32 protein-coding genes are annotated in these 22,980 nt (G+C 68.7%); 11 read left to right on the top strand and 21 right to left on the bottom strand.

Annotation, left to right across the window (positions count from 1 at the left end):
* Positions 1-125: 125 nt before the first annotated feature.
* The 11 genes from KIH27_RS00550 to KIH27_RS00600 form a co-directional block, all read right to left on the bottom strand.
* Positions 126-455, bottom strand: a complete 330-nt coding sequence (locus KIH27_RS00550) for a CDGP domain-containing protein (protein WP_214090954.1) — start codon at positions 453-455, stop codon at positions 126-128.
* 83 nt (positions 456-538) lie between these two features.
* Positions 539-1,177 (bottom strand): recombinase family protein, encoded by a 639-nt coding sequence (locus tag KIH27_RS00555; RefSeq protein ID WP_214090955.1) that lies wholly within the window; start codon positions 1,175-1,177, stop codon positions 539-541.
* A gap of 29 nt (positions 1,178-1,206) precedes the next feature.
* Positions 1,207-1,422 carry a hypothetical protein gene (locus tag KIH27_RS00560; RefSeq protein ID WP_214090956.1) on the bottom strand — a complete coding sequence of 72 codons (216 nt, stop codon included), beginning with the start codon at positions 1,420-1,422 and terminating at the stop codon, positions 1,207-1,209.
* Positions 1,423-1,684: 262 nt separating this feature from the next.
* On the bottom strand, positions 1,685-1,969 hold the full coding sequence (locus KIH27_RS00565; RefSeq protein ID WP_372451277.1) for a flagellar hook-length control protein: 285 nt from the start codon (positions 1,967-1,969) through the stop codon (positions 1,685-1,687).
* Positions 1,966-2,433: a hypothetical protein gene (locus KIH27_RS00570; protein WP_214090957.1), complete on the bottom strand. Its 468-nt coding sequence runs from the start codon at positions 2,431-2,433 to the stop codon at positions 1,966-1,968. The genes KIH27_RS00565 and KIH27_RS00570 overlap by 4 nt, the downstream gene beginning before the upstream one ends.
* 343 nt (positions 2,434-2,776) lie before the next feature.
* On the bottom strand, positions 2,777-5,386 hold the full coding sequence (locus KIH27_RS00575; protein ID WP_214090958.1) for a bifunctional DNA primase/polymerase: 2,610 nt from the start codon (positions 5,384-5,386) through the stop codon (positions 2,777-2,779).
* Between the two features lie 103 nt (positions 5,387-5,489).
* Positions 5,490-5,696, bottom strand: a complete 207-nt coding sequence (locus tag KIH27_RS00580; protein WP_214090959.1) for a helix-turn-helix transcriptional regulator — start codon at positions 5,694-5,696, stop codon at positions 5,490-5,492.
* A gap of 79 nt (positions 5,697-5,775) precedes the next feature.
* On the bottom strand, positions 5,776-6,480 hold the full coding sequence (locus KIH27_RS00585) for an ECF-type sigma factor (RefSeq protein ID WP_214090960.1): 705 nt from the start codon (positions 6,478-6,480) through the stop codon (positions 5,776-5,778).
* Positions 6,477-7,028 carry an HNH endonuclease gene (locus KIH27_RS00590; protein ID WP_214090961.1) on the bottom strand — a complete coding sequence of 184 codons (552 nt, stop codon included), beginning with the start codon at positions 7,026-7,028 and terminating at the stop codon, positions 6,477-6,479. Before KIH27_RS00590 ends, KIH27_RS00585 begins: the two co-directional genes overlap by 4 nt.
* The gene (locus KIH27_RS00595) at positions 7,025-7,258 is read right to left on the bottom strand and encodes a helix-turn-helix transcriptional regulator (protein ID WP_214090962.1); all 234 of its coding nucleotides are present in this window, start codon (positions 7,256-7,258) and stop codon (positions 7,025-7,027) included. Before KIH27_RS00595 ends, KIH27_RS00590 begins: the two co-directional genes overlap by 4 nt.
* 189 nt (positions 7,259-7,447) lie before the next feature.
* Entirely contained in the window at positions 7,448-8,611 is a 1,164-nt protein-coding gene (locus KIH27_RS00600) for a tyrosine-type recombinase/integrase (RefSeq protein ID WP_214090963.1), read from the bottom strand.
* Between the two features lie 334 nt (positions 8,612-8,945).
* Between KIH27_RS00600 and KIH27_RS00605 the strand changes: the two genes are divergently transcribed.
* Positions 8,946-9,299: a hypothetical protein gene (locus KIH27_RS00605; protein ID WP_214090964.1), complete on the top strand. Its 354-nt coding sequence runs from the start codon at positions 8,946-8,948 to the stop codon at positions 9,297-9,299.
* A complete protein-coding gene (locus KIH27_RS00610) occupies positions 9,296-9,946 on the top strand; it encodes a gamma-glutamylcyclotransferase family protein (protein ID WP_214090965.1) in 651 nt (216 codons plus the stop codon). Before KIH27_RS00605 ends, KIH27_RS00610 begins: the two co-directional genes overlap by 4 nt.
* Positions 9,947-9,952: 6 nt before the next feature.
* Here KIH27_RS00610 and KIH27_RS00615 read toward each other — a convergent pair whose 3' ends face one another.
* Both KIH27_RS00615 and KIH27_RS00620 read right to left on the bottom strand, forming a co-directional pair.
* Positions 9,953-10,573, bottom strand: coding sequence for a hypothetical protein (locus KIH27_RS00615; RefSeq protein WP_214090966.1), 621 nt, complete (start codon positions 10,571-10,573; stop codon positions 9,953-9,955).
* Positions 10,574-10,688: 115 nt separating this feature from the next.
* Positions 10,689-11,345 carry a DedA family protein gene (locus KIH27_RS00620; protein WP_214090967.1) on the bottom strand — a complete coding sequence of 219 codons (657 nt, stop codon included), beginning with the start codon at positions 11,343-11,345 and terminating at the stop codon, positions 10,689-10,691.
* Between the two features lie 96 nt (positions 11,346-11,441).
* Between KIH27_RS00620 and KIH27_RS00625 the strand changes: the two genes are divergently transcribed.
* Complete coding sequence (locus KIH27_RS00625) at positions 11,442-13,088, top strand: acyl-CoA synthetase (protein ID WP_214090968.1); 1,647 nt, start codon at positions 11,442-11,444, stop codon at positions 13,086-13,088.
* A gap of 168 nt (positions 13,089-13,256) precedes the next feature.
* On the opposite strand, the gene vapC is transcribed toward KIH27_RS00625, so the two are convergent.
* The 4 genes from vapC to KIH27_RS00645 are packed head-to-tail and all read right to left on the bottom strand — an operon-like array spanning position 13,257 to position 15,123.
* Positions 13,257-13,655 (bottom strand): type II toxin-antitoxin system VapC family toxin, encoded by a 399-nt coding sequence (vapC, locus tag KIH27_RS00630; RefSeq protein WP_214090969.1) that lies wholly within the window; start codon positions 13,653-13,655, stop codon positions 13,257-13,259.
* A complete protein-coding gene (locus tag KIH27_RS00635) occupies positions 13,652-13,882 on the bottom strand; it encodes a type II toxin-antitoxin system VapB family antitoxin (RefSeq protein ID WP_214090970.1) in 231 nt (76 codons plus the stop codon). Before KIH27_RS00635 ends, vapC begins: the two co-directional genes overlap by 4 nt.
* Positions 13,883-13,918: 36 nt before the next feature.
* Positions 13,919-14,248 (bottom strand): TfoX/Sxy family protein, encoded by a 330-nt coding sequence (locus tag KIH27_RS00640; RefSeq protein WP_214090971.1) that lies wholly within the window; start codon positions 14,246-14,248, stop codon positions 13,919-13,921.
* Positions 14,248-15,123: an alpha/beta fold hydrolase gene (locus tag KIH27_RS00645; RefSeq protein ID WP_214090972.1), complete on the bottom strand. Its 876-nt coding sequence runs from the start codon at positions 15,121-15,123 to the stop codon at positions 14,248-14,250. Before KIH27_RS00645 ends, KIH27_RS00640 begins: the two co-directional genes overlap by 1 nt.
* Positions 15,124-15,187: 64 nt before the next feature.
* On the opposite strand from KIH27_RS00645, the gene KIH27_RS00650 reads away from it, so the two are divergent.
* Complete coding sequence (locus KIH27_RS00650) at positions 15,188-15,829, top strand: winged helix-turn-helix transcriptional regulator (protein ID WP_214090973.1); 642 nt, start codon at positions 15,188-15,190, stop codon at positions 15,827-15,829.
* 19 nt (positions 15,830-15,848) lie between these two features.
* Here the strand turns inward: KIH27_RS00650 and KIH27_RS00655 are convergent, their stop codons facing one another.
* Positions 15,849-16,700: a class I SAM-dependent methyltransferase gene (locus KIH27_RS00655; protein WP_214090974.1), complete on the bottom strand. Its 852-nt coding sequence runs from the start codon at positions 16,698-16,700 to the stop codon at positions 15,849-15,851.
* Positions 16,697-17,320 carry a DUF2249 domain-containing protein gene (locus KIH27_RS00660; RefSeq protein ID WP_214090975.1) on the bottom strand — a complete coding sequence of 208 codons (624 nt, stop codon included), beginning with the start codon at positions 17,318-17,320 and terminating at the stop codon, positions 16,697-16,699. Before KIH27_RS00660 ends, KIH27_RS00655 begins: the two co-directional genes overlap by 4 nt.
* Positions 17,321-17,371: 51 nt before the next feature.
* On the opposite strand from KIH27_RS00660, the gene fdxA reads away from it, so the two are divergent.
* From fdxA to KIH27_RS00685, 5 genes are read left to right on the top strand one after another with little or no spacing between them, the layout of a single operon-like run.
* Positions 17,372-17,722, top strand: coding sequence for a ferredoxin (fdxA, locus tag KIH27_RS00665; RefSeq protein ID WP_214090976.1), 351 nt, complete (start codon positions 17,372-17,374; stop codon positions 17,720-17,722).
* A gap of 6 nt (positions 17,723-17,728) precedes the next feature.
* The gene (locus tag KIH27_RS00670) at positions 17,729-18,499 is read left to right on the top strand and encodes a helix-turn-helix transcriptional regulator (protein WP_214090977.1); all 771 of its coding nucleotides are present in this window, start codon (positions 17,729-17,731) and stop codon (positions 18,497-18,499) included.
* On the top strand, positions 18,496-18,921 hold the full coding sequence (locus KIH27_RS00675; protein ID WP_214090978.1) for a hypothetical protein: 426 nt from the start codon (positions 18,496-18,498) through the stop codon (positions 18,919-18,921). The genes KIH27_RS00670 and KIH27_RS00675 overlap by 4 nt, the downstream gene beginning before the upstream one ends.
* A 43-nt stretch (positions 18,922-18,964) precedes the next feature.
* Positions 18,965-19,321, top strand: coding sequence for a cupin domain-containing protein (locus KIH27_RS00680; protein WP_214090979.1), 357 nt, complete (start codon positions 18,965-18,967; stop codon positions 19,319-19,321).
* Positions 19,322-19,380: 59 nt separating this feature from the next.
* Complete coding sequence (locus KIH27_RS00685; protein WP_214091167.1) at positions 19,381-20,232, top strand: NAD(P)H-dependent flavin oxidoreductase; 852 nt, start codon at positions 19,381-19,383, stop codon at positions 20,230-20,232.
* Here the strand turns inward: KIH27_RS00685 and KIH27_RS00690 are convergent.
* A complete protein-coding gene (locus KIH27_RS00690) occupies positions 20,229-20,936 on the bottom strand; it encodes a helix-turn-helix transcriptional regulator (protein ID WP_250149352.1) in 708 nt (235 codons plus the stop codon). The two genes, KIH27_RS00685 and KIH27_RS00690, sit on opposite strands and share 4 nt — an antisense overlap.
* An 87-nt stretch (positions 20,937-21,023) precedes the next feature.
* Here KIH27_RS00690 and KIH27_RS00695 point away from each other — a divergent pair, with 87 nt between their 5' ends.
* The gene (locus KIH27_RS00695) at positions 21,024-21,479 is read left to right on the top strand and encodes a DoxX family membrane protein (RefSeq protein ID WP_214090981.1); all 456 of its coding nucleotides are present in this window, start codon (positions 21,024-21,026) and stop codon (positions 21,477-21,479) included.
* A gap of 70 nt (positions 21,480-21,549) precedes the next feature.
* On the opposite strand, the gene KIH27_RS00700 is transcribed toward KIH27_RS00695, so the two are convergent.
* On the bottom strand, positions 21,550-22,047 hold the full coding sequence (locus tag KIH27_RS00700) for a DUF1990 domain-containing protein (protein ID WP_214090982.1): 498 nt from the start codon (positions 22,045-22,047) through the stop codon (positions 21,550-21,552).
* Positions 22,048-22,085: 38 nt separating this feature from the next.
* Here KIH27_RS00700 and KIH27_RS00705 point away from each other — a divergent pair, with 38 nt between their 5' ends.
* Entirely contained in the window at positions 22,086-22,940 is an 855-nt protein-coding gene (locus tag KIH27_RS00705) for an aldo/keto reductase (RefSeq protein ID WP_214090983.1), read from the top strand.
* Positions 22,941-22,980 lie beyond the last annotated feature (40 nt).

Genomic DNA, 22,980 nt, shown 5'->3' on the forward strand with positions numbered 1-22,980 from the left:
GGCCCGATTAGCCGACGACGGGCCGATAGGCCTGGAGCGGCCCAGCGAGCCCGTGAAACGACGCCGAAGGCCACCCCGCCCCGGTCGACGGGGCGAACCGGGGCGGGTGTGGATGTCGGGGCGGGTCAGTCGCCGATGTGGTAGCGCGGGCTGATGGCGGGCTGGATGTTGTCCTCGCTGATGACCGCGCACATGTTGCCGCCGGGCGAGTAGCCGCCGGGGTTGCCGCCGACGCCGGGCACGTAGTTGGCCTGCCACTGCCAGCACCGCTGCCAGGTGCCGTCGGGGCGGATCGGCCCATCGCAGTACAGGGTCGCGTTCATGAACCCGCCCGACTCACAGCCGGGGTTGGGGTCGCCGGGGTAGGCGACGGCCACTGGTGCGGCAGACAGGGCGGCGATGGTCGCCGCGGACGCCGCCACGGTGGCGATGATCCCGATGGTGCGATGCCTCATGGTGGTGGTCTCCCTGCGTTGCGACGGGCGTCGATCAGGTGATGATGCACGATCCTCCCGACAGGCGAAGTCCGTCGAGCCGGTTACTTGGCGCCCGCGTCGTGCTCGCCGTTGAGGTAGCGGTACATCACGGCCCGGCTGACGCCCAGCGTCGCGGCGATGGATGGCACCGGCTCGCCGTTGGCGTGCAGCGTCTCGGCTTGGCGCACCTGCTCTTTGGTGAGCTTGCGGGGCCGACCGATGGGCAGGTCGCGGGCCTTGCGGGCTGCCTTGGCCGCTGCCCGGCGCTCGCGGCCCAGCTCCAGCTCCAGCTCGGCAAGCGACGCCATGACCCCGGCGACCATGCGCCCGGTCGCGGTCGACGTGTCGACTCCCTCGCGCAGCGACCGAATGACGATGCCCTCGGCGATCAGGTCGCGGATCGTCAGCATGACCTCGGCGGCGTTGCGGCCCAGCCGGTCGATACCGGCGACCACGATCACGTCGCCGGGCCGGGCGTAGTCCAGTAGCGCGGCCAGGCCGGGGCGCTGCTCTTTGGTCGACGTGCCGGTGAGCTTGTCGCTGTAGACGCGGGCCGGGTCGACCCCGGCGACGGTCAGCGCGTCGGCCTGGGCGTCAAGGCTCTGGTGGCCGGTCGACACGCGGGCGTACCCGAGCAGGGCACCGCCGCCGGGCGGGGTGGCGGGTTGGCCTCCGGCGTCGTGGTCGGCGTTCGCGGTCATCGTGGGGTCTCCCGTCTCGTAGGTCGTGCTTACCAGGCACGCGGCAGGATGCCGCGCTGGGCGTCGTGCTTCCGCCGGGCGTCGGCCAGCACGGCGTCGAGGTCGAGCCGCGCCGCCTGGCGGTCCAGGTCGGCGGCGAGGTCGTCCAGCTCGGCGGCGTCCACGCGCAGCTCATCGGCGCGCCGACGGTGGCTCTCGGCATCGAGGCGAAGGTGGTCGGCGTTGGCGGCGAATGGGTTGCTCATCTTGACCTCTCCCGGCGGGCCGGTCCCGCCTTATGCCTAACCCTATCTCGAAACGTCGCGTATCGCTATTCCGATACGAGACAACTAACGAGACTCACGACCGGCGGCGACACTGTGAGCTGCGTAGGCGACAGGGGTCGTCTCTAATCTTTAGTTTCGAGACGGTTATGGCTGGCCTGGTCGGGGTGGCCGAACGGACGGTGACGCCGTGGGTCAGCGGGACGCCGCCGCTGCGCCGCCTCGCTGGCCGCAGGGCCGACGATCAGGCCGGGGCCGGGGCGTCGGTGCCCCCAACGCGGGAGCGGGCCACGGAGAGCCATTCTGCGATCTCGTCGGCGGGCAGGTCGCCGCGAGCCAGCACCCGCCGGGCGACGGCCACCTGGAGGTCGGCCAACGGTGAGCCGGGTTCGTGGTCGGCGTCGATCAGTGCCGACAGCTCGGCGACAAGCTCGGCTTCGAGGTCGGCGGGGTCCAGCCGCCCGGCGGCGATGTCCTCGGCCACCGACAGCGCCGCGTCGGCGGCGTCGCGCTTCGTCATCGTGGTCACTGCTCGATCTCCCTCGTCTCGATCACTTCGGCGTCGATGGCAGCCATGAGCCGCTGCCGCGTCTCGGCCAGCAACGCCGCCGGGGTCTCGGTCACGGTCACGTCGACCTCGGCGCGCTGCGGCGCATACGAGCCGTGCAGCTTGGCGCGCTCGCCGACGATGCCCCGAATCTCCTTCGCGTACTTGATCGCCGTCTCGTCGTCGCGGGCCTGGTCCGCCCGGAGGAACCCCGAGAACATCCGCTGCTGCAGCAGGCGAAGGGTGCTGTCGTGCTTGGCCCGCGCCTGTTCGACGGTCTCGGGCGGGGTGGTGTTGCGGAGCCGCTGCACCGCCTTGATGGCACCGCCCCGGCTGGCGAAGCCGAGCGCGTCGGCGATCTCCTGCCAGCTCGCCCCGGTCGCGTGCATCCGCTCGGCCTGCTCGGCGCGGTGCCGGGTCAGCTGACGGTTCATCGTCGGTGCCATGCGCCCATTATGCGTACATTCCAATGTGATCGAGAAACATGCCCTTTGTCGGGTAAGTGACTGCGCTGCTGGGGATTACGCCGCCTGCCACACGGCTCCACCGCTCACTTTCCTCCGACCGCGCCATCCACCGACCCACCGACTCACCGACTACGCCGACGGCCCGGAATCGGTCCCCGAGAGAATCCCTACTAACGTCGGGGAACTCGTCTACCTGGTAAAACAAACGATTATTAAGGGTTTTAGACGACGGCGGGGTCCGTCTAACCCAGAGTCGGTGGGTCCGGGCAGTCGGTGAGTCGGTGAGTCGGTGGGTCGTCGGTGACTCACCGACTGCTCCGTCTCAGTCGATCAGCTCCACGAACTTCGACTTGCGGGCACCGTCGCGCAGCCTCACCCGCGACTCGCGGGCCAGTTCCTCCAGCGCGACGGCGGCGTGCTCGGCGTCAGTCTGGTTGAAACGGCGCACGATTCCCTTCTCTCCCGACCACCTGTGCTCGCCCGCCCCGAGTTCGGTCAGGTAGCCGACGATCCGGGCCTTGGCGCGACCGACGGGGGTGGCGCGGGCGTCCTCGTCCTCAATGGCCTCACCGAGCAGCCGCCTGCGTTCTTCCCGTTTGGCCTTGGTCCCCCGGCGGCGGTGGTCGGCGGCGGCGAGCTGGGCGATAGCGACCGACGTGGAGAACATGACCTCGGCCAGCTGCCAGTCGTCCTCGTTGAGCACCAACAGCCCCGTATCGTCGGTCTCGGTGCGGCCATCGAGGATCGCCAGCAGCCCCGCCAGCCGGGCGACCATCGCGACGCGCTGCGATTTCAGGTCGGGTTCGTCGTCGGCGTCGTCGTCACGCAGCCACTCAGTAATCCGCTCCTCGTCCACCTTCTCCCGCAGCGAAGCGCACAGCCGCATACCGACGGCGGGAACGCTCACCGTGAGCGGGTCGCGGTCGGGGAGAGCCTTCAGCATCTCCCGAGACACCTGTTTCGGGTCGGGCTTCGACCACGCCGCATAGAACCGTTGCGGGGTTCCGACGAGAACCTGCTCGGCGGTCAGAATCTCCGCCAGCACCGACAGGTGAAACCCGACGCTCAGCGCCAGCCGGTAGCTGCCGCGCTCCACGAACCTGTACCGGGCAGCCTCGCCGTTGCTCTGCCCGATGTGCTGACCGGACCACCCTTCGCGCAACGTCTCGCCAACGGTCTGCTTCGCGTCGAGGATGTACTTGACCAGGCTCGATGCTTCGTCGGTGTGCATGAGCACGTTGGAACGGATGCGCCGCCGCACCTTGACCGGCTTGCCCTTGAGGTCGGGCACAGTCGCGTCGCCCCAGAACGCCTCGGCGATACCCTCACCCGACCGGATTTTCCCGACCCGAGGGAACGGCTCACCGTCGGGAACCATGACGGGGCAGTGCTCCTCGTCGTGGCTGTCCATCGGGTCGGTCGACCAGCTCGGGACCAGCCGGAGCACCCGGTCTGCGGCCTCGGTCGCCGAAGTCTTGCCCTTACCCGACCACGACACCGCCGCCGCGTAGAAGTTCAGCGAGACCGGCGACATGATGCCGGTGTCGACAGTGACGCGGGGCGGTGTCCACGCGGAGATGCGGGCCAGCGCCGCCGCCAGCGTCGCGTCGGGCGCAGCCCGGTCCTTGAGCGCGGCGTCGCGCACGTGCCTAAGCGACTCGCGGGCCTCCCAGAACGACGAGGGCAACGTAACGTCGCGGGGCACGGAGCGGGCACCGTCGGCCCGCTGGGCGGGGTGGCCTTCGGCGTCGAAGTCCTCCATGCCCTCGGCGACCAGCGCTGCGAACTCCGCTTCGCCGTGCTCGGTGTCCCGCAGCTCGGTCATCGCGGCCCCTTCGTCGTTGTCGTAGTAGATGGCCGCGACCGCCCGCAGCCGGGTCAGGTGAGGCCCGAACTCGGCCACCTTCGGCCCGAACGGCTCAATTTCGCCGTCGGTCCAGATGTGCAGGCACGGGTCAGGCGAGCCGGGGTACTCGGGACACCCGGCCTCATGCGCGGTGGCCGATTTCGGGCTGGCGTGAACGCCCGGCGCGGTCCACGTCGCACAGCCGCAGGTGTCGGCCTTGCCGGTGGGCTGCCACCCCGGCACACCGGCCAGAATCTCGGCCCAGCTGGTCGACGCGCCCCACGCCGCCACCACGTCGCCGTTCAGGCCGGAGACCGTGCGTTGTGCCCGCTGCGCCCGTGCCCGTCCGTGGGCGGTGATCGCCTCAGCCAGCCAGTTGGGCAGCGGTGCGACGGTGCCGGTGACGGTGTACGCGCCTTCGGGCCGGGTCGACGGCGGGATGAGCACGTAGCCGTTGCCGTACTTGACCGCGTAGGCGTCATCGCCGCCCGACGTGAAGCCCGCCCCGGCGGCGGCGGGCAGCTCCACACCGTCCGGCACGGTGAACCACCAATGCCCGCCGTCGCGGTGCGCCATCTCGCCGGTCGCCGGGTCGAGCTGGCCGGGCGTGGCGACGGTCGGCGGGCCGTCGGCCCCGAACGCCGCGACCTGTTCCGGGGTGTCGGCGTCGACCACCACCAGCCGCGACGAGCCAGCGGCCACGGCGAGGTTCACCGGCACCCCGTCGGTCCACTGGTCGGCGAGGTCGGTCAGGTACTTGTCCAGGTACCCGTCCAGTACGGCGGTGTCCGTGGTCGCCAGCGCCACCCCTGCCGCACTCTTGACTTTGGCCCACAGCCGATTACCCGCCGCTTCCGCCGCCTCACGGGCAGCCTTGTCATCGGCGCTGCGCTTGCGGGGCGTCCGCATGTCGGCGGGCAGCTTCGAGTCCGGGTAGATCATCAGCACCGCGCACCCGGCCTCGGCGAGCCGGTGCATGAACTTCCGCACGGCTTCGTGATCGGTGTTGTCGGGGGCTTCGGCCAGCAGCGCACTCAGCGCAGCAGCACGGGCCTCGGTGCCGTCCGTCTTGGTAACGTGGCTCATGTCAGCCTTTCTTGGTGGGGCTGGTGGATCAGCCCTCGGGGTTCTTGGGTTGAGTCGGTAGAGCGCCGCCGGGTCGAGGCCATTCACCCGGCGGCGCTGCCGATTACGGGCCAGCTCCAGGCATTACGGTGTGCGCGTCGAGCCACGCGGCCACGTCGGCGGGCCGATAGCGGATGCGCCGCCCAAGACGGACGTACGGCAATCCGGTGCCACGGTGGCGGTCCTGTCGCAGCGTGCCGACCGGGATACCCGTCTCGTCGGCGGTGCGGTGCTCGTCCCACAGCTGCACGTCGGGGGCGGTGGTGGTCATGTTTACCCCTTTCACGGGCTATGCCAATACGTTACGGGTGTCGGGTGCAGAATCGCTTGCGGCGCAAGGTGTTTCCGCCCTAGTCGGGATTGTCGGCGTGGCGAGTTTCGGGCAGCCGGGCAAGCAGCTCTTGCAAGTAGTCGACGCTCCGTTGCAGACGCTTCCGTACGTTGCGGGCGGCTACCGTCGGGCGGCTGGCGTAGTCGGTGAACTGGTCGCCGCTAGCGTGCCGACTGAGTTTCTCCACCGCATCGGCAGCGGCGAATGCCTTGCGAGTCATGTCCTCGCGGTACCGTCTGCGGCGCTTGGTGTCGCTGGGCGGCGGCTTCTTCGGTGCCTTCGGCTTGCGGGGGTAGGTCTTGCCGTCGACTCCGGTCGTCGCCATCTGCTCGGGGGCATCGCGCACCACGTCGGCTGTTGCAGGCGTCCCATTGCGGGACACCTGCATATCGCGCTGGACCGTCGACTTCGACGCCCCTGTTGCCTCCGCGATGGCGCGCACCGACATTCCGGCACCAGCCATCAGCTCCACCACGTCGAGCCGGGCATCGGAGGACAGCTCCAAGTGACCGCCCAGGGCGTCGGCAACATAGGCGGGCCACGACGGGTATCCGAGCGTGCGGTGAATCTGCCCGGCTCGCGCTTCATCGAGCAGACGCCCGATGGTGACGAGCTGCCCGCCGACCTGAGTCGCCAGATTGCGGATACGCATGTCCAATTTCCGGGCATCGGCCTCGGCCATCGGCGGCACATCATCGGTGAGTTGTTGCGAGATAACGGTCATGCCGCACCGCCTTCCGTCGGCCCGGCGGTATGGGCGCGGAGCATCAGTTCCACGAACTGCGTCCGCGCCTTGAACAGCGTTGAGCGGCTGGCGCGCTTACCCATCAGGCGGTCGTCGGTGTAGACCTGCCAGAGCATGTCGCAAGGCTCCCCGGCCTGCACGAACTCCAGGCCCTTATCGCGGGTCGGTGCGTCCCACCCTCGCGTCATCTGGTCGTGGCACAGGTGGCACAGGGCGACCATGTTGTCGGCTGTGTCCGGGCCTCCGTACACCCGGTCCCGCAGGTGTGCGCGGTCGAGCCAGCACGATGCCCTGTCCCACATCGCATAGACGTAGGTGGTGGGGTCATCGTGGGGGATGCCGTGGTCACTGACCGGGGCCAGCCATCCGCACCGGAAGCAGAACGGCTCCCCCCAACCGATGTACCAGGACTTCAACCACTTGCCCTCGTTTTCCATCCAGAACGCAACGACGGCCCGCCACGGCGGCATCGACCGGGGCGGCTGGTCGAGAACCACCGCATCAACGAGCTGGGCGGCGGTGCTCATGCCAGCACCGCCTTGGACGCTGCGATCTCCGCCGGGATGACCGGCTTCATCAGCGCGTCGATGTCGGACAGCTTGACCTTGATACGGCTGCCGGGCTTGTCGCTGATCCGATAGGCGGGCAGCTCGCCGCTGGCGACCTTCTCCCGCAGGGTGAATACCGAGTACCCGCTGTAGGCGGCGGCGTCGGTGAGGCCGACGTACTGGGGTGTAATGGATTTCTTCGCACTCACGGTTCTCTCCGTCGTAGAAGACGTTCCCCGCGAAATGTGGAGGGGGTGAGAGTGCGAGTGCGGAGGCGGCGGCGAGTGTGAGTGTGAGTTGGTCCGGGGGCTGCGACCGACCGCTAGTTTAGCCGATGGCCGCTATAGGCGCGTTAGAGTCTCGTTGGGTAGCCGAGAGTCGTTGCCGTCCAGCCGATTTCAATGTTCCGTCGGCGCGCCGCCCGCCGGAGGGTGTGCCAACGCCGACAGCCGATCAGCCAGCAGGTCGGCCCGCCCAGCCGCCACGTGCTGGTAGCGCATCGCGGCGGTACTGGTCGTGTGCCCGAGGCGGTCCATGACTTCCTTCGTGGTCGCCCCGGCCACCGCCGCCATCACCCCGCCGAAGTGCCGCAGGTCGTGGAAATGCAGCTCCTCCTTGCCGATGGCTGCGCGGGCGGCGAAGAACGGCACCCGGAACCGACCCTCGGTGTAGTGGCTGCCGGTCACCGGGTCGGGGAACAGCAGCGCGGTCTTGGCCGGGCCGACGTACTGCGCCAGGTGCTCGATGACCACCGGGCGCAGATGCGTCGGGACGGTCACCGTCCGGTTCGACTCCTTGGTCTTGGGAGGGCCGACGACCATCTTCCGGGCCACCACGGTCACGCCCTTGTTGATCCGCAGCGTCGACCCGTCGGCGGCGATGTCGGCACGGGTCAGCGCCAGCAGCTCACCCCGCCGCAGCCCGCACCAGCCCGCCAGCAGCACCGCCAGCCGCAGCGGGCCGGGCATCTTGTCGGCGAGGGCCGACAGCTCTCCCGGCTCCAGCAGCACCACCGTACGGCGGTGCTTGACCGTGCTTGCACCCTTGATGCGGGCGGGGGAGCGGTCGATCAGCCCGTCATCGACGGCGGTGTTCAGCACCGCCGTCAGCACCCCGTACGCCCTCGCGTTCCGGGTCTCGCGTTCGGTGCCCAGCCCGGCGAACCAGGCGCGCACGTCGTCGGTCGTCAGCTCGGTCACGGGAGTGTCGCCCAGCACCGGCAGAATGTTGTCCTCCAGGTGCCAGTAGTAGGTCTCCCTGGTGCGCGGCGCGATGTTGGTGCGCTGCTCCAGCCACCGCACCGCGTAGTCCCGCAGGGTGAGCTTCTTCGCCGTCGCCTTCGCCACCCGGTCGGCGGGCGGGGTCCACGTCCCGAGGTCGATCAGCTTGCGTTCACCGGCCAGCCACGCCGTCGCGCTGTCTTTGTTCGGGAACGTGGCCGGTGCCCGCCACAGCTGCCCGTTGTGCGTGTAGTTGACGGCCCATCGCCCCGAGTCGCGCTTGCGGAGCTGGCCGAACCCTCGCCGGGTCCGGGCGGTGTCGGTGGTCTTGGTCGGGGGCATCAGCGGGTCTCCTCACGGAATCATTTCGGGCCGAATGCGGGCCGAATAGAACCTTACAGACCCTAACGGAACCTAACGGACGCTAGAGACCGATCACCGGGTCTACCAGCAAGTTTAGCGCCATATCCGCTGGTAGCGGCGACCGTGGGGAGATTATACCCGGCTAGTTCGATCCCAGCCGGGACCACAAGGAAGCCACCTGGAAACGGGTGGCTTTTCTCGTTTCAGGGCTATTCGCCCACCGGTCCGGTATGTCTCGGTCCCTTTCTGTCGTAGCCCGTTGAGAGACTGGATTCGTCGGTACCACAGCGGTGCCGAGGATCGAGGTCGGGCCATGCCTGCCGAACAAACCGCAACGATGATCGTGTGGCCGAAGGACTGCGGCCACGGGGGAGCAGTGCTGGAACTGGTGGAGCATTTCCGCCCGTATTGGCTGGGACGACGGGCGGGGCGTCGCGTGTCGGCGGTGCTCTTGGCGTCGGAGAACGCGCTGGCCACAGGCCTGTCACTGGCTGATTCGGACACCGGGGAGGGTTTCGCGGAGTGGACGGGCCGTCGGGTGACCGTGCTGCGTTACCCGGGATGCGTGCTGACCGATGCGGAGGTCGACCGGGCTCGCGAAGCCGGCGTTGACGTCGAGGTAGTCGAGATCGCGGCCGGGGCGGACTCCGACGGGCACCGATCGTGACCAGTCTCGGCGCCGAGCGGTCCGTTCAGTTGTTCCCGCCGGCCGACTGGCTGCACTACGACTGGGCGGCGGGTGCTGATGCCCCCTACCCGGGACTGCGGCCCACCGGTTCGTGGCTGCTGACCCCGGACCGGCAAGTGCACGGTCTGGACGCAGTCGAGTCGGGCTGGCAAAACCGCACGACAGGTGAGTCGGTCGAGACGGCGGATCGCATCTGGGTGCTGGCGTACGGATCGAACGCCGACCCGCTGAAGTTGCTGGAGAAGGACGGATTCCTCGGTGGCGACAGCGTCATCGCGCTACGGGCGGCGATCATCGGGTGGGCCGCCGCCTGGTGCGACGCTCGCCGCGACGAGGGCAGCGTCGTCGCCACACTGGTGCCGGCCCCCGGCCGTGTCGAGGTCCACCCGATCCTCGGGCTGACCGAGCACCAACTGGCGGTCATGGACGACTGGGAACGCCACCCGAACACCTACTGCCGTACCCGCCACAACGACCCAGTGCTGCTGGAATCCGGTCAGCCCGCCGAACACGTGCAGGTCTACCTCGGTACCCAACAGCGCCGCCCCGCACTCCTGCACGACGGCCGGCACCTGCTGTGTGCCGACGTGCCGTATGAACAGGCTGACGCGCTGGTGGCGCGCTGAGCCGCCTCAGACCATCTCGGGGGCGTTCAGGTGTGCGATCGCCAGGTCGAACTCCCTGGTCTCCAGCACCTTGGCAGCGGCGTCGTTGACCGCCTTGGCCCAGAGGACCTGCTCGGCCTGCCGGCTGGCGACCATCGCTGCCCGGTCGTCGAAGCTGATCGAGGACACGGCACGTCCGGAGTCCCGGTCCACCAGCAGCGTGGTGCTGCAGAACCCGTCGAGGTCCGCCATCTCCGGCATCAGCGCCAGCTTGTAGGTGTCGATCATTCGGTCGACGCCGGCCGGGTCGGTGCGCAGCCAGGTGGCGCGTACCCCGGCATGCCGGCGGGAGCGGCGGTCGCGCCGCACCGCGGCGATCTCCCAGTGCGCGGTGTCGGTGGTGGCATGGAAGATCTCGGTGACGTGGTCACGCAGCGGCGCTGTGCGCTCCTCGCTGGCGCGCAGCGTGTCCTCGTCCAGCCAGGATGACGTGACGATGCAGCGGCCGGCGTCCCGGTCGACCAGCATGGACAGTCCGGCGCAGCCGTCCATGTCGGCCAGGGTGGGCATGAGGACGTCGCGGACGTGGGTGATGCCCTCGTCGAGGAACGACGGGTGGGCGTGGATGGTGAATGAGCGCGCGAACATGTCGGCCTCCGTCAAGATCGGGGGCGACGCCCCGGCGGCGCCACCGGATACCTTCCACGATGCTCCGATGCCGCGCCGACCACAACGGTTACCGGCCGGTTAGGTTCAAACTCCGTCACTCGGTGACGGGGTCGGGTTCCCGGTCGTGCTGGGCCGCCAGTTCGGCGATCTGATTGGAGATCCGTCCGCGCAGCGCGATGGTGCCGATCACCCCGCCGAGCACCGCGACCAGCAGCGCCACCCAGGAGAACCGGGCCAGCCAGTGCTCGGCGGCCATCCCGGCGTAGTACACCAGCGCCGTGGTGCCGCCGGCCCAGCACACCGCGCCGGTCACATTGGCCGCCAGGAACTGGGGGTAGGGCATCTTCAGCGCCCCTGCCAGCGGCCCGGCCAGGATGCGCAGCAGCGCGATGAACCGGCCGAAGAACACCGCGAGCGTGCCCCAGCGGGTGAACAGGTGCTCGGCGTACGCGACATGCCCCGGGCCGAAGTGCCGCGGGAATCGCTGGCCCAACCGGTCGAACAGCGGCATGCCGAACCGGCGGCCGATGGAGTACCCGATCGAGTCGCCGATCACCGCGCCGACCACCGCCGCCGCACCGACCCCGACCGGATTGACCGCGAGGTCGTGCCGCGACGACATCAGTGCTGCGCCGACGAGCATGATCTCCCCGGGCAGCGGGATGCCCAGGCTCTCCAGCCCGATCACACCGCCGACCATCAGGTAGACCAGGACGGGTGGGATCGATTGGAGCAGGACGTCCACTGACATGCGCTCAAGCATGCCCGACCGGTGCCCGGAGCCACCCGCTGCCCGCCGGATATCGGCCGGGTACCGTACCGGGGGCAGAGCCGGTAAGGAGATCTCGTGGAATTCAACCTCGCCCAGGTGTTCTCGGCGATGGCAGCGGCCTACCCGGACCGCGAATGCATTGTCTTCGGTGACCAGCGATTCACCTATGCGCAAACCGAGGACCGCGCCCAGCGATTGGCGCGGGCGCTGCACGACTGGGGTCTGGGGGTGCGCCGGGAGCGGTCCGAGCTGGCCGGCCACGAGTCGGGGCAGAGCCTGCTGGCGCTGTACCTGGCCAACGGCAACGAATACCTGGAGGGCATGCTCGGCGCCTACAACGCCCGGGTCGCGCCATTCAACGTCAACTACCGCTACGTCGCCGACGAACTGGTCTACTTGCTGACCAACGCCGGTACCGAGGCGATCATGTACCACGCCCGCTACGCGCCGACGCTGGCCGAGGCGCTGGAGTTGGCCGGTGACAAGCTGCCGTCGCCGAAGCTGATCCACGTCGACGACGCCTCCGGCAACGAGCCGCTGCCTGGCGCGGTGCGCTACGAGGAACTGCTGGCCGCGGCGTCCGCCGAACCGCTCGGACTGCCCCTGTCGCCGGACGACCTGTACGTGCTCTACACCGGCGGCACCACCGGCATGCCCAAGGGCGTGCTCTGGCGTCAGCACGACATCTTCATCAATGCGATGGGCGGCCGGGCGTTCGGCACCACCGAGGTGCCGACCACGCTCGACGAGGTGGTCACCCGGGCGCAGTACGGCGGGCCCGGTTCGATGACGGTGGCGCCGCTGATGCACGGTGCTGCGCAGTGGGCGGCGTTCACCTCGCTGCTGGCCGGCCGGCCGTTCATCATGTCGGCCACCACCGACCGGTTCGACGCGGCCGAGACGTGGACGCTGTGTGCCCGGGAGCGGGCGATCTCACTGTCGATCGTCGGCGACGCGTTCGGCCGGCCGCTGGCCGACGAGTTGGAGGCCGGGGATTACGACCTGTCCGGGCTGTTCGTGCTGGCCAACGGCGGCGCCGCGCTCACCGCGCCGCTCAAGGAGCGGTTCCACGAACTGCTGCCGCACCTGACCATCCTCGACGGGGCCGGCTCGTCGGAGGCCGGCGCGCAGATGGGGCAGGCGTCCAGCAAGAGCCAGGCGGCCAGCGGCCGGTTCGCCCCCAACCCGGGTGCAGTGGTGGTCAGCGAGGACCTGACCCGGGTGCTGGCGCCCGGTGACGACGAGATCGGCTGGCTGGCGCAGCAGGGTTACGTGCCACTGGGCTACCTCGGCGACGCCGCGAAGACCGCGGCCACCTTCCCGGTGATCGAGGGCATCCGGCACTCGGTGCCCGGTGACCGCGCGCACTGGGACGCCGACGGTGGCATCGAACTGCTGGGCCGCGACTCGGTGACGATCAACTCCGGCGGGGAGAAGATCTTCGCCGAGGAGGTCGAGGCCGCGGTCGCCCATCACCCGGCGGTGTACGACGTGATCGTGGTCGGCCGGCCCAGCGAACGCTGGGGCAACGAGGTCGTGGCGGTGGTGCAGTTGGCCGACGGTGCGCAGGCCGACAGCGACTCGATCGTCGCCGAGGCGGCCAAGCACGTCGCGCGCTACAAGCTGCCCAAGGACGTGGTGTTCCGGGCGAAACTGCAGCGTTCACCGTCGGGCAAGGCCGACTACCGGTGGGCCAAGGAGCAGGCGATCGCCGGGGTGTGACCCGGGCGTCTCATTCGTCACTTCGGCCCCTGGTCTGGACCATGAGGGTCTACTGGAAATAGCTATCGCCGGCGATATCACCCATCGGTGATAGCGGATGCGACATCGTTTTCCAGTAGACCCTCATGGTTCAGAGACGGTGCCGGTGTGGCCGGTGTGACGAATCCGTCAGAACAACGGCAGCGTTTGCAACCCGCAGTGGGTTGCGATGACCTCGAAGTCGCGGTCGCGATGCGCCACGGCGAGGTTCATTCGCAACGCCATGGCGGCGATCTGGCAGTCGATCAGGCTGCGGACGGTATCTCCGCCGCGGCGACAACGTCGGTGGATCGCCGCCGCGTCCTCGGAATCGCGCACCGGCGCCAAGGGTTCGATGCTGAATCGGCGGAGGAATCGCCGTCGGGTTGCCGCGGCCCGCTCGTCGGTGGTGCCGATCATCAGTTCCATCAGAACGACTTCGGGTACGACCAATCGTGTCTTGTCCACGATGCGGTCGGCGACCCAGTGGCTGGCGGTTGAGTCGGCGGACTGCAGAAATTCGATCCAAACAGAGGTGTCGACAATCATTCCACGGCGTCTGCAGCGTTGTGATCCGGTGCTGAGAAAGCCTCGATCTGTTCATTGCTGAAGTCGAAACCGGTGCCCTGCAGTGCCAGTGCTTCATCGACACTGAGTGCCTCACCGACCAGTCGTCGAAGCGCTAGTTCGACCGCGCTGCGTTTCGAGTCCAGGCGATAGATGCGCTGTGCGGTCGCGATCAGCTCGTCGTCGATCTCGATGTTGGTCCGCGACATGACACCACGATACACATTGTGGTGCATCGACGGGGTTCACCGGGGGATGCGCTCGGCAGTCGCGGTTCCGATGGCGACCCACTTGGCGAGCTGACGTGTGGTGCGCAGGTGGTCCGTCTCGACGTGCAGCCATCCTCGCACTGCACGTCCCTTCATCCGCATGGGTTCTGCGGCCCCGGTCACCAGCAGACGGTCGGCATCCGCCGGGTCGACGCGCACCATCAGTCCGCCCTGGCCGCTGGCCGCGACCGCTATCCGTCCGGCTACCAGGAAGTCGAGTCCACCGAACATCGGCTGTTCATGCACTCCGCGATTGCCGGCCAACTGCTCCCGAATCCGGTCTGCGAGGTAGGTGTCGTAGGCCACTATGCCTGCGCGGTGTTCCAGTCCCGGATCGCCGCCGCGAACTGTTCCGGTGCATCGGACGGCACGAAGTGGCCGGCGCCTTCGACGACGACGGTCTGATGGTGGGGAAGGATCTGTTCCCAGCGCCGCAGTTCTGCGGTGCCGAACGCGAAGTCGGCGTCGCCCCAGATGATGAGCGCCGGCAGGTCGGCGAGGCGGGCGAGTCCGGCCTCAACCCGCGCGAGAAAAGCACGGCTGGCGGTGATCTCCCGCGGGAAGACCGCCGATGCTTCACGCCGTGCGGTGCCGGCGAGAGCCTGGCGGTAGTGCGTCATCTCGGCGTCGGTGGGTTTCTTCAACCGATGCCCGATGGGGATCATCACGTTGACGAACAGATTGAACTGTCTGATCAGCAGCCGTCCAACAGGTCCACCCAAAATGTGGGAGAGCGCCTGGATGGGCAGAGCGTCGATTGGCCAGGCCCAGGTATTGGTCAGCACCAATCGGTCGAAGGCTGCGGGGCGTGCTTCGACGGCGGCTAGGCCGATGGGGCCGCCCCAGTCGTGCGCCACCAGGGTGGCCCCGCTCAGGTCGAGGGAGTCGACGAAGGCTCCGATTGCCCGGGCGTGTTCCTCGGGAAGGTATCGGTAGCCCGGCGCCGCGGAGGACAATCCGAAGCCGGGGTAGTCGACTGCGATGCAACGAAAATCGCCGCGCAGCGAACGGATCACATCGCGATAGTCGAACGACCAGGTCGGGTTGCCGTGCAGAAACAGCAGCGTAGGCCCCGAACCCTCATCGATGTAGTGGATGGTGTGCCCGTCGACGGTGATGAACCGACTCTGGAACGGGAACAGTTTGTCGTCGACCCATGCGGGCCGTTCGGTGACGGTCATCATGCCCCCTTCGAATTCATTCGCTTGATATAATCAAGTGGACTTTAAAATATCAAGGGATAACGTGAGTCGAAGCTACAGTCAGTACTGCGGGCTGGCCCGTGCGCTCGATGTAGTCGGCGACCGGTGGAATCTGCTCATCGTCCGCCAGTTGCTGGTTGCGCCAGCCCGCTATCAGGAGTTGCGTGACGGACTCCCCGGTGTCGCCACCAATCTCCTTGTCGATCGGCTCCGTGATCTGGAAGCGGCCGGCGTCATCGAACGGCGACTAGCCGACGAGAGCAGGGCCACCACGTACGCGCTCACGCCATGGGGCGCGCAACTGCGCGAGCCGATCGAGGGTCTCATCCGGTGGTCCACGCCGCTGATGATCCGCGGGCCTGAAGGCGATGTCTTCCCGGCCGGTGGGCTCCTGGTCGCGTTGCCCGCTCTGTTCAGTGGTCGGGTGTCAGCGGACCGATCTGCGGCGGTGGGCGTCGGCGTGAGCGGTGGGGGACACGACGTACAGGTCCTTGCCACGCCGACCGGCATCGAGGTGGGCCCTCGAGACGGCCGAGAACTCGACGCCGTGATCAGCGGTGATGTTCAAATAATTCTCGGCATGGCAGCGGGTATGCTTGCAATTGACGACGTCCTCGGGCTCGTCGACATCCAGGGCGACATTGCCGCTGTGCGAACGGTTTTCGGCGCCGCAGCGCCAGCGTGACCGGCCGTCGATCAACCGGTCAGCAGCAACCCTTGCCCTTCGACACCGCTGGGTTCGCCCCGCCGCCTGGCTTGTGCGCCAGAATCCCGACCGCGGCCAGATCCTCCTGGTGCTCGCGGAACATCCGGCGCATCGACAGCACCCGTCGGCGTCCCTCGGGATGCAGCAGCAGGTTCTTGGCGAACCGCAGCGCCCCGAAGAACCCCTCGTCGGCGATGAGGCGTTTGCGCTCCAGCAGGGCCATCGGGGTGGTGTTGACCGCATCCACCACCAGTTCGTGCTTGGCCAGCAGCCCCATCCACTCCGACACCGTCAGCGGGCGTGCGTTGACCTTCAAGGTGGTGGCCAGCGTCTGCTTGATGTCGGTCTTGGTGGCCTCGTCGATGGTGTTCGGCGTCAGCGCCAATTCGTGGATTGCGTACCGGCCGCCGGGGCGCAGCACTCGCGCCGCCTCGGAGATGATCGCCTCCTTGGTGGCGTCGCTCTGCATGCTCAGCATCGCCTCGCCGATCACCACGTCGGCGCTGCCGTTGGGCAGCCCGGTGTCGGCGGCGTCGGCGACCTTCACCGTGCCGCCGCTCTTGCCGACGATGCGCTCCACGTTGCGGGCGGCATCCGGGTCGCGTTCGGCGCCGACGTAGGACTTCGGCTGGTGGGCCAGAATCTCGGTGGCCGTGCGACCCATCCCGGGCGCCAACTCCACCACGTCGGAGTTGGGTAGGCCGGCCCGCTCCAGCAGACCCCGGGTCATCTCGATACCGCCGGGCCGCAACACCCGCTTGCCCAGTCGGACCAGCAGCCAGTGGCCCTGGATGCTGTCGTCGTCGCGATCCGCCGAGGGCAGTGCCCCGTTGACCTTGGAGCCGCTCATCGGGTCATCTGCGCGACGCCGGAACCCAGGCTCATCAGATTCAGGAACTGCCGCTTGGGGTTGATGGTCAGGTAGCGCAGCCCCTCGCAGCCGGCGGAGAACTGCCGTCGGGACCGCTTCGGCATGTACAGCAGCGCACCCGGCTTCAGGTCGATCGTGCCAAGCTCGGTGTGCAACTCGCCGTCGCCGGAGAGCACGTGGATCAGCGCGTCGACCTCGGGGCCGGTGTGCATGCCGGTGTCGCCGTGGGCAGGCAACTCGGTGACGTCGGCGTCGAGTTCGCGGTTCTGCACCTCCAGCTTCCAGACCAGGCCGGCCGGGTCCGGTTCCACGCCGGCGCCGGTGGTGGTGGTGTCGGTCAGCACCCACGGCAGGGCGGTGGTGCTCAGCCGGGAGATCTTGGTCCGCCACAACGCGCCGCGCTCGGCGCCCTTCTCCAGGTACTCCCAGCCGAAGCTGCCGGGGTGCTCGCGTTCGAACTCTTGGCGCAGCGGTTCCGGCTCATGGTCGTTGAGCAGCACAAACGCCTCGCCGACAGCCAGTTTGGCGAAGGTCTCGAAGATCGTCTTGTGCCTGACCGGCTTGGGCAGGATCCGGGCGTCGAGTTCGGTCTCCGGCATTTAGGCTTACCTTTCTAGTTTCTACAAGATCGCTTGTGTAAACTCTAGCCCATGGCATATGTGATCGGGAAGCCGTGCGTTGACGTGATGGACCGGGCCTGCGTGGAGGAGTGCCCGGTCGACTGCATCTACGAAGGCGGTCGAGCTCTCTACATCCACCCTGACGAGTGCGTGGACTGCGGCGCCTGCGAGCCGGTCTGCCCGGTTGAGGCCATTTACTACGAGGACGACCTCCCGGACGAGCTGCAGATCCACCAGGGCGACAATGCGGCGTTCTTCACCGAGGCCCTGCCGGGTCGCGACGAGCCGCTGGGCTCGCCCGGCGGCGCCGCCAAGATCGGCCCGCTCGGCGTCGACACCCCGCTGGTGGCCAGCTTCCCCCCGCAGGGTGACGCTGAATAACGGGGAGTGAGCGACATCGCCAAGCCGGCCGTATCCGGAGGGCCCGGAGGACGTCGCCTCGACGTGCTGCGGCTGGTGCAGGCCGCGGATGCTCCGATGAGCATCGCGCAGATCGCTGACGAACTGGGGGTGCACCCCAACACCGTGCGCTTCCACCTCGACACCCTGGTCGAGGAGGGGCGCGTCGAACTCGCCGAACCCGACCACAAAGGTCGGGGCCGGCCGGCGCTGCTGTTCCGCGCGGTCCGACAGATGGACCGCGGCGGGACGCGCCGGTTCCGGCTGCTCGCTGAGATCCTCACCATCGGGCTCGCCACCGACCGGGATCCGAGCGCCAAAGCGCTCGCGGCCGGCCGGGCCTGGGGGCAGCGGATGCGGCCGCTGGACGACGAGACCAGGCCGCTGGATGCTGAAGAGTCGACCGAGCATCTCGTCGACATGCTCGACGAACTCGGGTTCGAGCCGGAGTGGCTCGAACCCGAGGCCGAGCAGCCCGACGGCGAGCGGCAACTCGGGCTGCGGCACTGCCCGTTCCTGGAGCTAGCCGAGTCGTGCACCGACGTCGTCTGCCCGATCCATCTCGGGCTGATGCAGGGCGCGCTGGACGCCTGGGATGCGCCGGTGGCGATCGACCGGTTGGATGCGTTCGCCGAACCGGACCTGTGCGTGGCGCACTTGCGGCCGGTGACCGCGGGCAAGCCCCGGTCGGTCCCGAGCGGGGTCACCGTGGAGCATTCGCCCGCCGGAACGATACGAGTGGAAGGGACCACCGGGTGAGCATTGGCTCCGCCGTCGCGATCGCCGCGACATTCCTCTGGCTGGGCATGGTGACCGCGATCTCGTTCATGGAAGCGCCGCTGAAGTTCCGGGCGCCGAACGCCACGATCCCCGTCTGCCTCGGCATCGGCCGGATCGTCTTCCGCGCGCTCAACACCGCCGAGCTGATCCTGGCCGCCGTCATCGCGGTCACCTTCGTCACCGACCGGCCGTCGACGCCGGTGATCGTGGCGTTCGCGGTGGCCGTCGTGATGCTGTTCGGCCAGTTGCTGGGGGTGCGTCCCCGGCTGAGTCGCCGCGCCGACGAGGTGCTCGCCGGACTGGATGCGCCGCGGTCGAACGCGCACTACGCCTACGTCGGGCTGGAAGTGGTTAAGGTGGCGGCGCTGGTGCCGATGGGAATTCTTCTGCTGGCCCGCTGAGTTACCCGACGAGACAGATACCGACGAGCGTGAGGATTTGGTGATGGACTCTGTATCCCTGGAGAAGCTGGCCGACGAGAAGCTGCAGGACGCCCTGGCGCACCACAGCGGGCGTTCGGCGCACACCGTGTACGGCGGCGCGGTCCACCACCTGCGACAGACCCTGGTCGCGCTGAAGGGCGGCCAGGCGTTGGCCGAGCACGACAGCCCCGGCGAGTCCACCCTGCAGGTGCTGCGCGGCCGGGTGAAGCTGACCGCCGGCGACGACGTCTGGGAGGGTTCGGCAGGGGAGTTGTGCATCTTGCCGCGCACCCGGCACGCCCTGGACTCCCTGGAGGACTCCGTGGTGCTGCTGACCGTCGCGAAAACGGCGTCGCACGAAGCCGAAGGCTCACACTGACGGTGCTGACGCCGTGGGCCCGCAGCTTCGGGCTGCGGGTTCCGGTCGTCAACGCGCCGATGGGCGGCGTGGCCGGAGGGCGGCTGGCCGCGGCGGTGACCGCGGCCGGCGGCCTGGGCATGATCGGGATGGGCAGCACGTCTTCGGCTGAGGCTTTGCGTGTCGAACTCGGTTTGCTGGGTGAGGTTCCACGGTTCGGAATCGGCTTGGTGGACTGGGTGATTCGTGCCCAACCGGATCTGCTCGACGCGGCGTTGGCCGCCGGACCTTCGCTGCTGTCGGTGAGTTTCGGAACGGACCTCTCCTGGGTCGAGCGGGCGCGTGCCGCCGGAATCTGCACCGCCACACAGGTTTACGACGCCGACGGGGCCCGCGTCGCGCAGGACGCCGGGATCGACGTGCTGGTGGCCCGCGGCGCCGAGGGCGGCGGGCACGGTGAGGTCCGGCTCGCGACACTGCCCCTGCTGGACACCGTGCTGGACGTGGCGACGGTGCCGGTGCTGGCGGCCGGCGGGATCGGGTCGCCGCGCAGCCTGGCCGCGGTGCTAGCCGCCGGCGCCGACGGCGCCTGGCTGGGCACCTGCCTGTCGGCCTGCCCGGAGTCGCTCACCGGTGCCGGCGCCCGCTCGGCGCTGATCGCCGCGGGCAGCACCGACACCGTGGCCACCCGGGTCTTCGACATCGCCGCCGGGCTGCCTTGGCCGGACCGGTTCCCGTCCCGGGTGCTGCGCGACGAGTTCGCCGTCCGCTGGACTGGTCGGGAAACCGAACTGGCCGCCGCCGGGGTCGGTCCGTGCGATCCGGTGGACGCCGGTCAGGGGGTGGGGATGCTCACCGTCAGCACGGCCGCCGGAGTGTTGATCGACGAGATATGCAGCGGCGCAGCAGAATTGCTCAGCCGGTTCGGTTAATCCGGCGCGCTGCTCAGCACGACGCAGCACCGGCCCGGCGCCGGATCCAGCTGCGCCTGCGGGCAGTGCGGCGCCAGCGCCTGCGCGGCCCCGCTGATCAGGGCGTGACTCATCGCGCACGCCAACTCCGGCTGGGCCTGCGCCACCGCATGGAACGGGCAGTTGGTCAGCTGTACCTCGTCACCCCTGCGCTGCGGTTCGTAGCCGTACCCGTCCAGGGCATCGGTAAGTAATCCCAGTGCGGCGGCGGGGTCACCCGCGGGATGGTTTCCCGCGGCGGCCTGCCCGACGCCGATCCCGAACTCACGCGCTGTGCGGTTGAGCACCTCGGCCACCGGTGCGCCGGAGATCGCGGCCTCGGCGATGGCGTCGGCCATTAGTTGACTGGCCAGCCGATACGTCCGCGGCGGCACGCTGACCTCGATGTCGACCGGCGCCCGCCGGTACCGCTTGGCGGTGCGGCCCGCACCGGGGCCGGACCGGCCGGTCAGCCGGGCGTAATCGCTTTCCAGCAGCCCTTCGGCCTCCAGCTTGTCGAGGTGGAACTTGGCCTGGTGGCGGGCGATGCCGACGGCGTCGGCGGCCTGGTCGCGGCTGACCGGCTCCGGCGCGGCGGCGACCATCCGGTACAGCGCACGGCGCACCGGATCGGTGAGTGCGGCGATTCCGGCGGCGTTGCGGTCCAGTGCGCTCATCGTTACCAATTCTCTATCGGATAAATCGTTTGACGATACAGCGAGTCGCTCCTAGCATTGATGATGTAAGCCACGTCACACTAGCGGGAGGATGCCATGAGCACCAGCCACGACACTAGCTCACCTGCCCTGACGACACGATTGAAGGATCCGGTGTTCGAAGCGTATTTCCTGCTTCGCACATTGTTCACGGTCGCACCGATTCTGTTCGGCCTCGACAAATTCTTCAATGTGCTGCCGCACGTTCCGGGCGACACGATGACGAACCACTGGGATAAATACCTGGCCGGCTGGATCAACGACATCCTGCCGGGCAACGGGGACCAGGCCATGTACCTGATCGGCTGCATCGAGATCGTGGCCGGCCTGCTGGTCGCGTTCGCGCCGCGGATCGGCGCCTGGGTGGTCGCGGCCTGGTTGGGCGGCATCGTCGTCGACCTGCTGACGCTGTCCGGGTACTACGACGTGGCCCTGCGTGACTTCGGTCTGCTGGTCGCCGCCGTCGCACTGGCCCGGCTGGCCGAGTACGAACACACCAGGCATGTGACCTAAACACGGTCACCGTCGCAGGAGAACCCGCGACCGCGTCACGACAACCCGATCAGTTCGTGGCGCGGTCGCGTCATATCGCGTGCAGGTAGCGCCGGGCGATCGCGCGCTGCGCCAGCGTCGCCACCGGACCGGCGGCCCGCAGCCACCACGTGGCCGGCCGGGAGAACGCCCGCACCTGCGCATACACCGCGTCGTCGGCCGGGTCGTAACGCACCGCGAACAGTTCCTCCCCGCGCTCGGGATGCCCCGGCAGGGTGCCGTAGGCGAACCCGCGCCGGTTCGGCTCGTCGAGCAGGCGCACCACCCGGCAGGGTGCGGTCAGGAAACCGATCCGCACCAGCACCGTCGTGTCGACCGCGGCGACGTCGTGCTCCGCCTTAACCCGCAACCCGGCGCCGCGCTGCATCCCCCAGTGCAGCACCGCATCCGCTGCCTGCTCGAAACGCTGCCGGCCCCGGCCGATCGGCGCGGTGAGATCCAGGTGGTGGTACCCGTCGGGCAGCACCCCGACGGTGGCACCCACCTCCGCGTAGGTCAGCGGCAGGTCACGCAGCGTGCTGAAATCCATTGGTCCACCTTGCCATTTGCAGGCGTACCGTCGATCAGGTGAGCGCAGCGCAGGCGGGAACGGTGACCCTCGGCGGGGATTTGACCGTCAACCGGCTCGGCTTCGGCGCGATGCGGCTCACCGGCCCAGGGGTGTGGGGACCGCCCGCCGACCGTGCCGCTTGTGTGCGGCTGCTGCGCCGGGCCGTCGACCTCGGGGTGAACTTCATCGACACCGCCGACTCCTACGGCCCCTACGTCTCCGAGGAGATCATCCACGAGGCGCTGCACCCCTACGACGGGCTGGTGATCGCCACCAAGGCCGGGCTGCTGCGGACCGCCCCGGACAAGTGGATTCCGCTGGCCAACCCGCACTACCTGCGTCAGGAAGTGGAGATGAGCCTGCGCCGGCTCGGCGTGGAGCGCATCGACTTGTTCCAGTTGCACCGCGTCGACCGGCACATCCCGCTGGCCGACCAACTCGGCGAACTGGTCACGCTGCGCGACGAGGGCAAGATCCGCCACCTAGGTCTGTCCCAGGTCAGCGTGAAGTGGCTGGACGCCGCACAAAAGATCACCCCGATCGTGTCGGTGCAGAACCGCTACAACCTGGCCGACCGCAAAGACGATCCGGTGCTCGACGCCGCCGCCGAGCGAGGTGTCGCCTTCATCCCGTGGGCGCCGCTGGCCGCCGGACCGCTGATCGCCGCGGACGGGCCACTGGCCGGGCTCGCCGCGGCGCGGGGCGTCACGCCGTCGCAGTTGGCGCTGGCGTGGCTGCTGAAACGGTCCCCGGCGATGCTGCCGATCCCCGGCACCGCCAACGTCGAGCACCTCGAGCAGAACGTCGCCGCCGCCGAGATCACGCTGACCGACGCCGAATTCGACGAGCTGGCGGCCGCCGCGGCGGGTTGACTCTGCGTTGACGGCGGGATCCTCTCGCACTTCTGCGCCG

This window comes from Mycolicibacter acidiphilus, from assembly GCF_018455725.1.
Lineage (GTDB): Bacteria > Actinomycetota > Actinomycetes > Mycobacteriales > Mycobacteriaceae > Mycobacterium > Mycobacterium acidiphilum.

What these genes read in the sequence shown, in the direction of transcription:
- KIH27_RS00550 (WP_214090954.1), bottom strand. Translation starts at nt 455, where the DNA reads ATGAGGCATCGCACCATCGGGATCATCGCCACCGTGGCGGCGTCCGCG.
- KIH27_RS00555 (WP_214090955.1), bottom strand. Translation starts at nt 1,177, where the DNA reads ATGACCGCGAACGCCGACCACGACGCCGGAGGCCAACCCGCCACCCCG.
- KIH27_RS00560 (WP_214090956.1), bottom strand. Translation starts at nt 1,422, where the DNA reads ATGAGCAACCCATTCGCCGCCAACGCCGACCACCTTCGCCTCGATGCC.
- KIH27_RS00570 (WP_214090957.1), bottom strand. Translation starts at nt 2,433, where the DNA reads ATGGCACCGACGATGAACCGTCAGCTGACCCGGCACCGCGCCGAGCAG.
- KIH27_RS00575 (WP_214090958.1), bottom strand. Translation starts at nt 5,386, where the DNA reads ATGAGCCACGTTACCAAGACGGACGGCACCGAGGCCCGTGCTGCTGCG.
- KIH27_RS00580 (WP_214090959.1), bottom strand. Translation starts at nt 5,696, where the DNA reads ATGACCACCACCGCCCCCGACGTGCAGCTGTGGGACGAGCACCGCACC.
- KIH27_RS00585 (WP_214090960.1), bottom strand. Translation starts at nt 6,480, where the DNA reads ATGACCGTTATCTCGCAACAACTCACCGATGATGTGCCGCCGATGGCC.
- KIH27_RS00590 (WP_214090961.1), bottom strand. Translation starts at nt 7,028, where the DNA reads ATGAGCACCGCCGCCCAGCTCGTTGATGCGGTGGTTCTCGACCAGCCG.
- KIH27_RS00600 (WP_214090963.1), bottom strand. Translation starts at nt 8,611, where the DNA reads ATGCCCCCGACCAAGACCACCGACACCGCCCGGACCCGGCGAGGGTTC.
- KIH27_RS00605 (WP_214090964.1), top strand. Translation starts at nt 8,946, where the DNA reads ATGCCTGCCGAACAAACCGCAACGATGATCGTGTGGCCGAAGGACTGC.
- KIH27_RS00615 (WP_214090966.1), bottom strand. Translation starts at nt 10,573, where the DNA reads ATGTTCGCGCGCTCATTCACCATCCACGCCCACCCGTCGTTCCTCGAC.
- KIH27_RS00620 (WP_214090967.1), bottom strand. Translation starts at nt 11,345, where the DNA reads ATGTCAGTGGACGTCCTGCTCCAATCGATCCCACCCGTCCTGGTCTAC.
- vapC (WP_214090969.1), bottom strand. Translation starts at nt 13,655, where the DNA reads ATGATTGTCGACACCTCTGTTTGGATCGAATTTCTGCAGTCCGCCGAC.
- KIH27_RS00635 (WP_214090970.1), bottom strand. Translation starts at nt 13,882, where the DNA reads ATGTCGCGGACCAACATCGAGATCGACGACGAGCTGATCGCGACCGCA.
- KIH27_RS00645 (WP_214090972.1), bottom strand. Translation starts at nt 15,123, where the DNA reads ATGACCGTCACCGAACGGCCCGCATGGGTCGACGACAAACTGTTCCCG.
- KIH27_RS00655 (WP_214090974.1), bottom strand. Translation starts at nt 16,700, where the DNA reads ATGAGCGGCTCCAAGGTCAACGGGGCACTGCCCTCGGCGGATCGCGAC.
- KIH27_RS00660 (WP_214090975.1), bottom strand. Translation starts at nt 17,320, where the DNA reads ATGCCGGAGACCGAACTCGACGCCCGGATCCTGCCCAAGCCGGTCAGG.
- fdxA (WP_214090976.1), top strand. Translation starts at nt 17,372, where the DNA reads ATGGCATATGTGATCGGGAAGCCGTGCGTTGACGTGATGGACCGGGCC.
- KIH27_RS00680 (WP_214090979.1), top strand. Translation starts at nt 18,965, where the DNA reads ATGGACTCTGTATCCCTGGAGAAGCTGGCCGACGAGAAGCTGCAGGAC.
- KIH27_RS00685 (WP_214091167.1), top strand. Translation starts at nt 19,381, where the DNA reads ATGGGCGGCGTGGCCGGAGGGCGGCTGGCCGCGGCGGTGACCGCGGCC.
- KIH27_RS00695 (WP_214090981.1), top strand. Translation starts at nt 21,024, where the DNA reads ATGAGCACCAGCCACGACACTAGCTCACCTGCCCTGACGACACGATTG.
- KIH27_RS00700 (WP_214090982.1), bottom strand. Translation starts at nt 22,047, where the DNA reads ATGGATTTCAGCACGCTGCGTGACCTGCCGCTGACCTACGCGGAGGTG.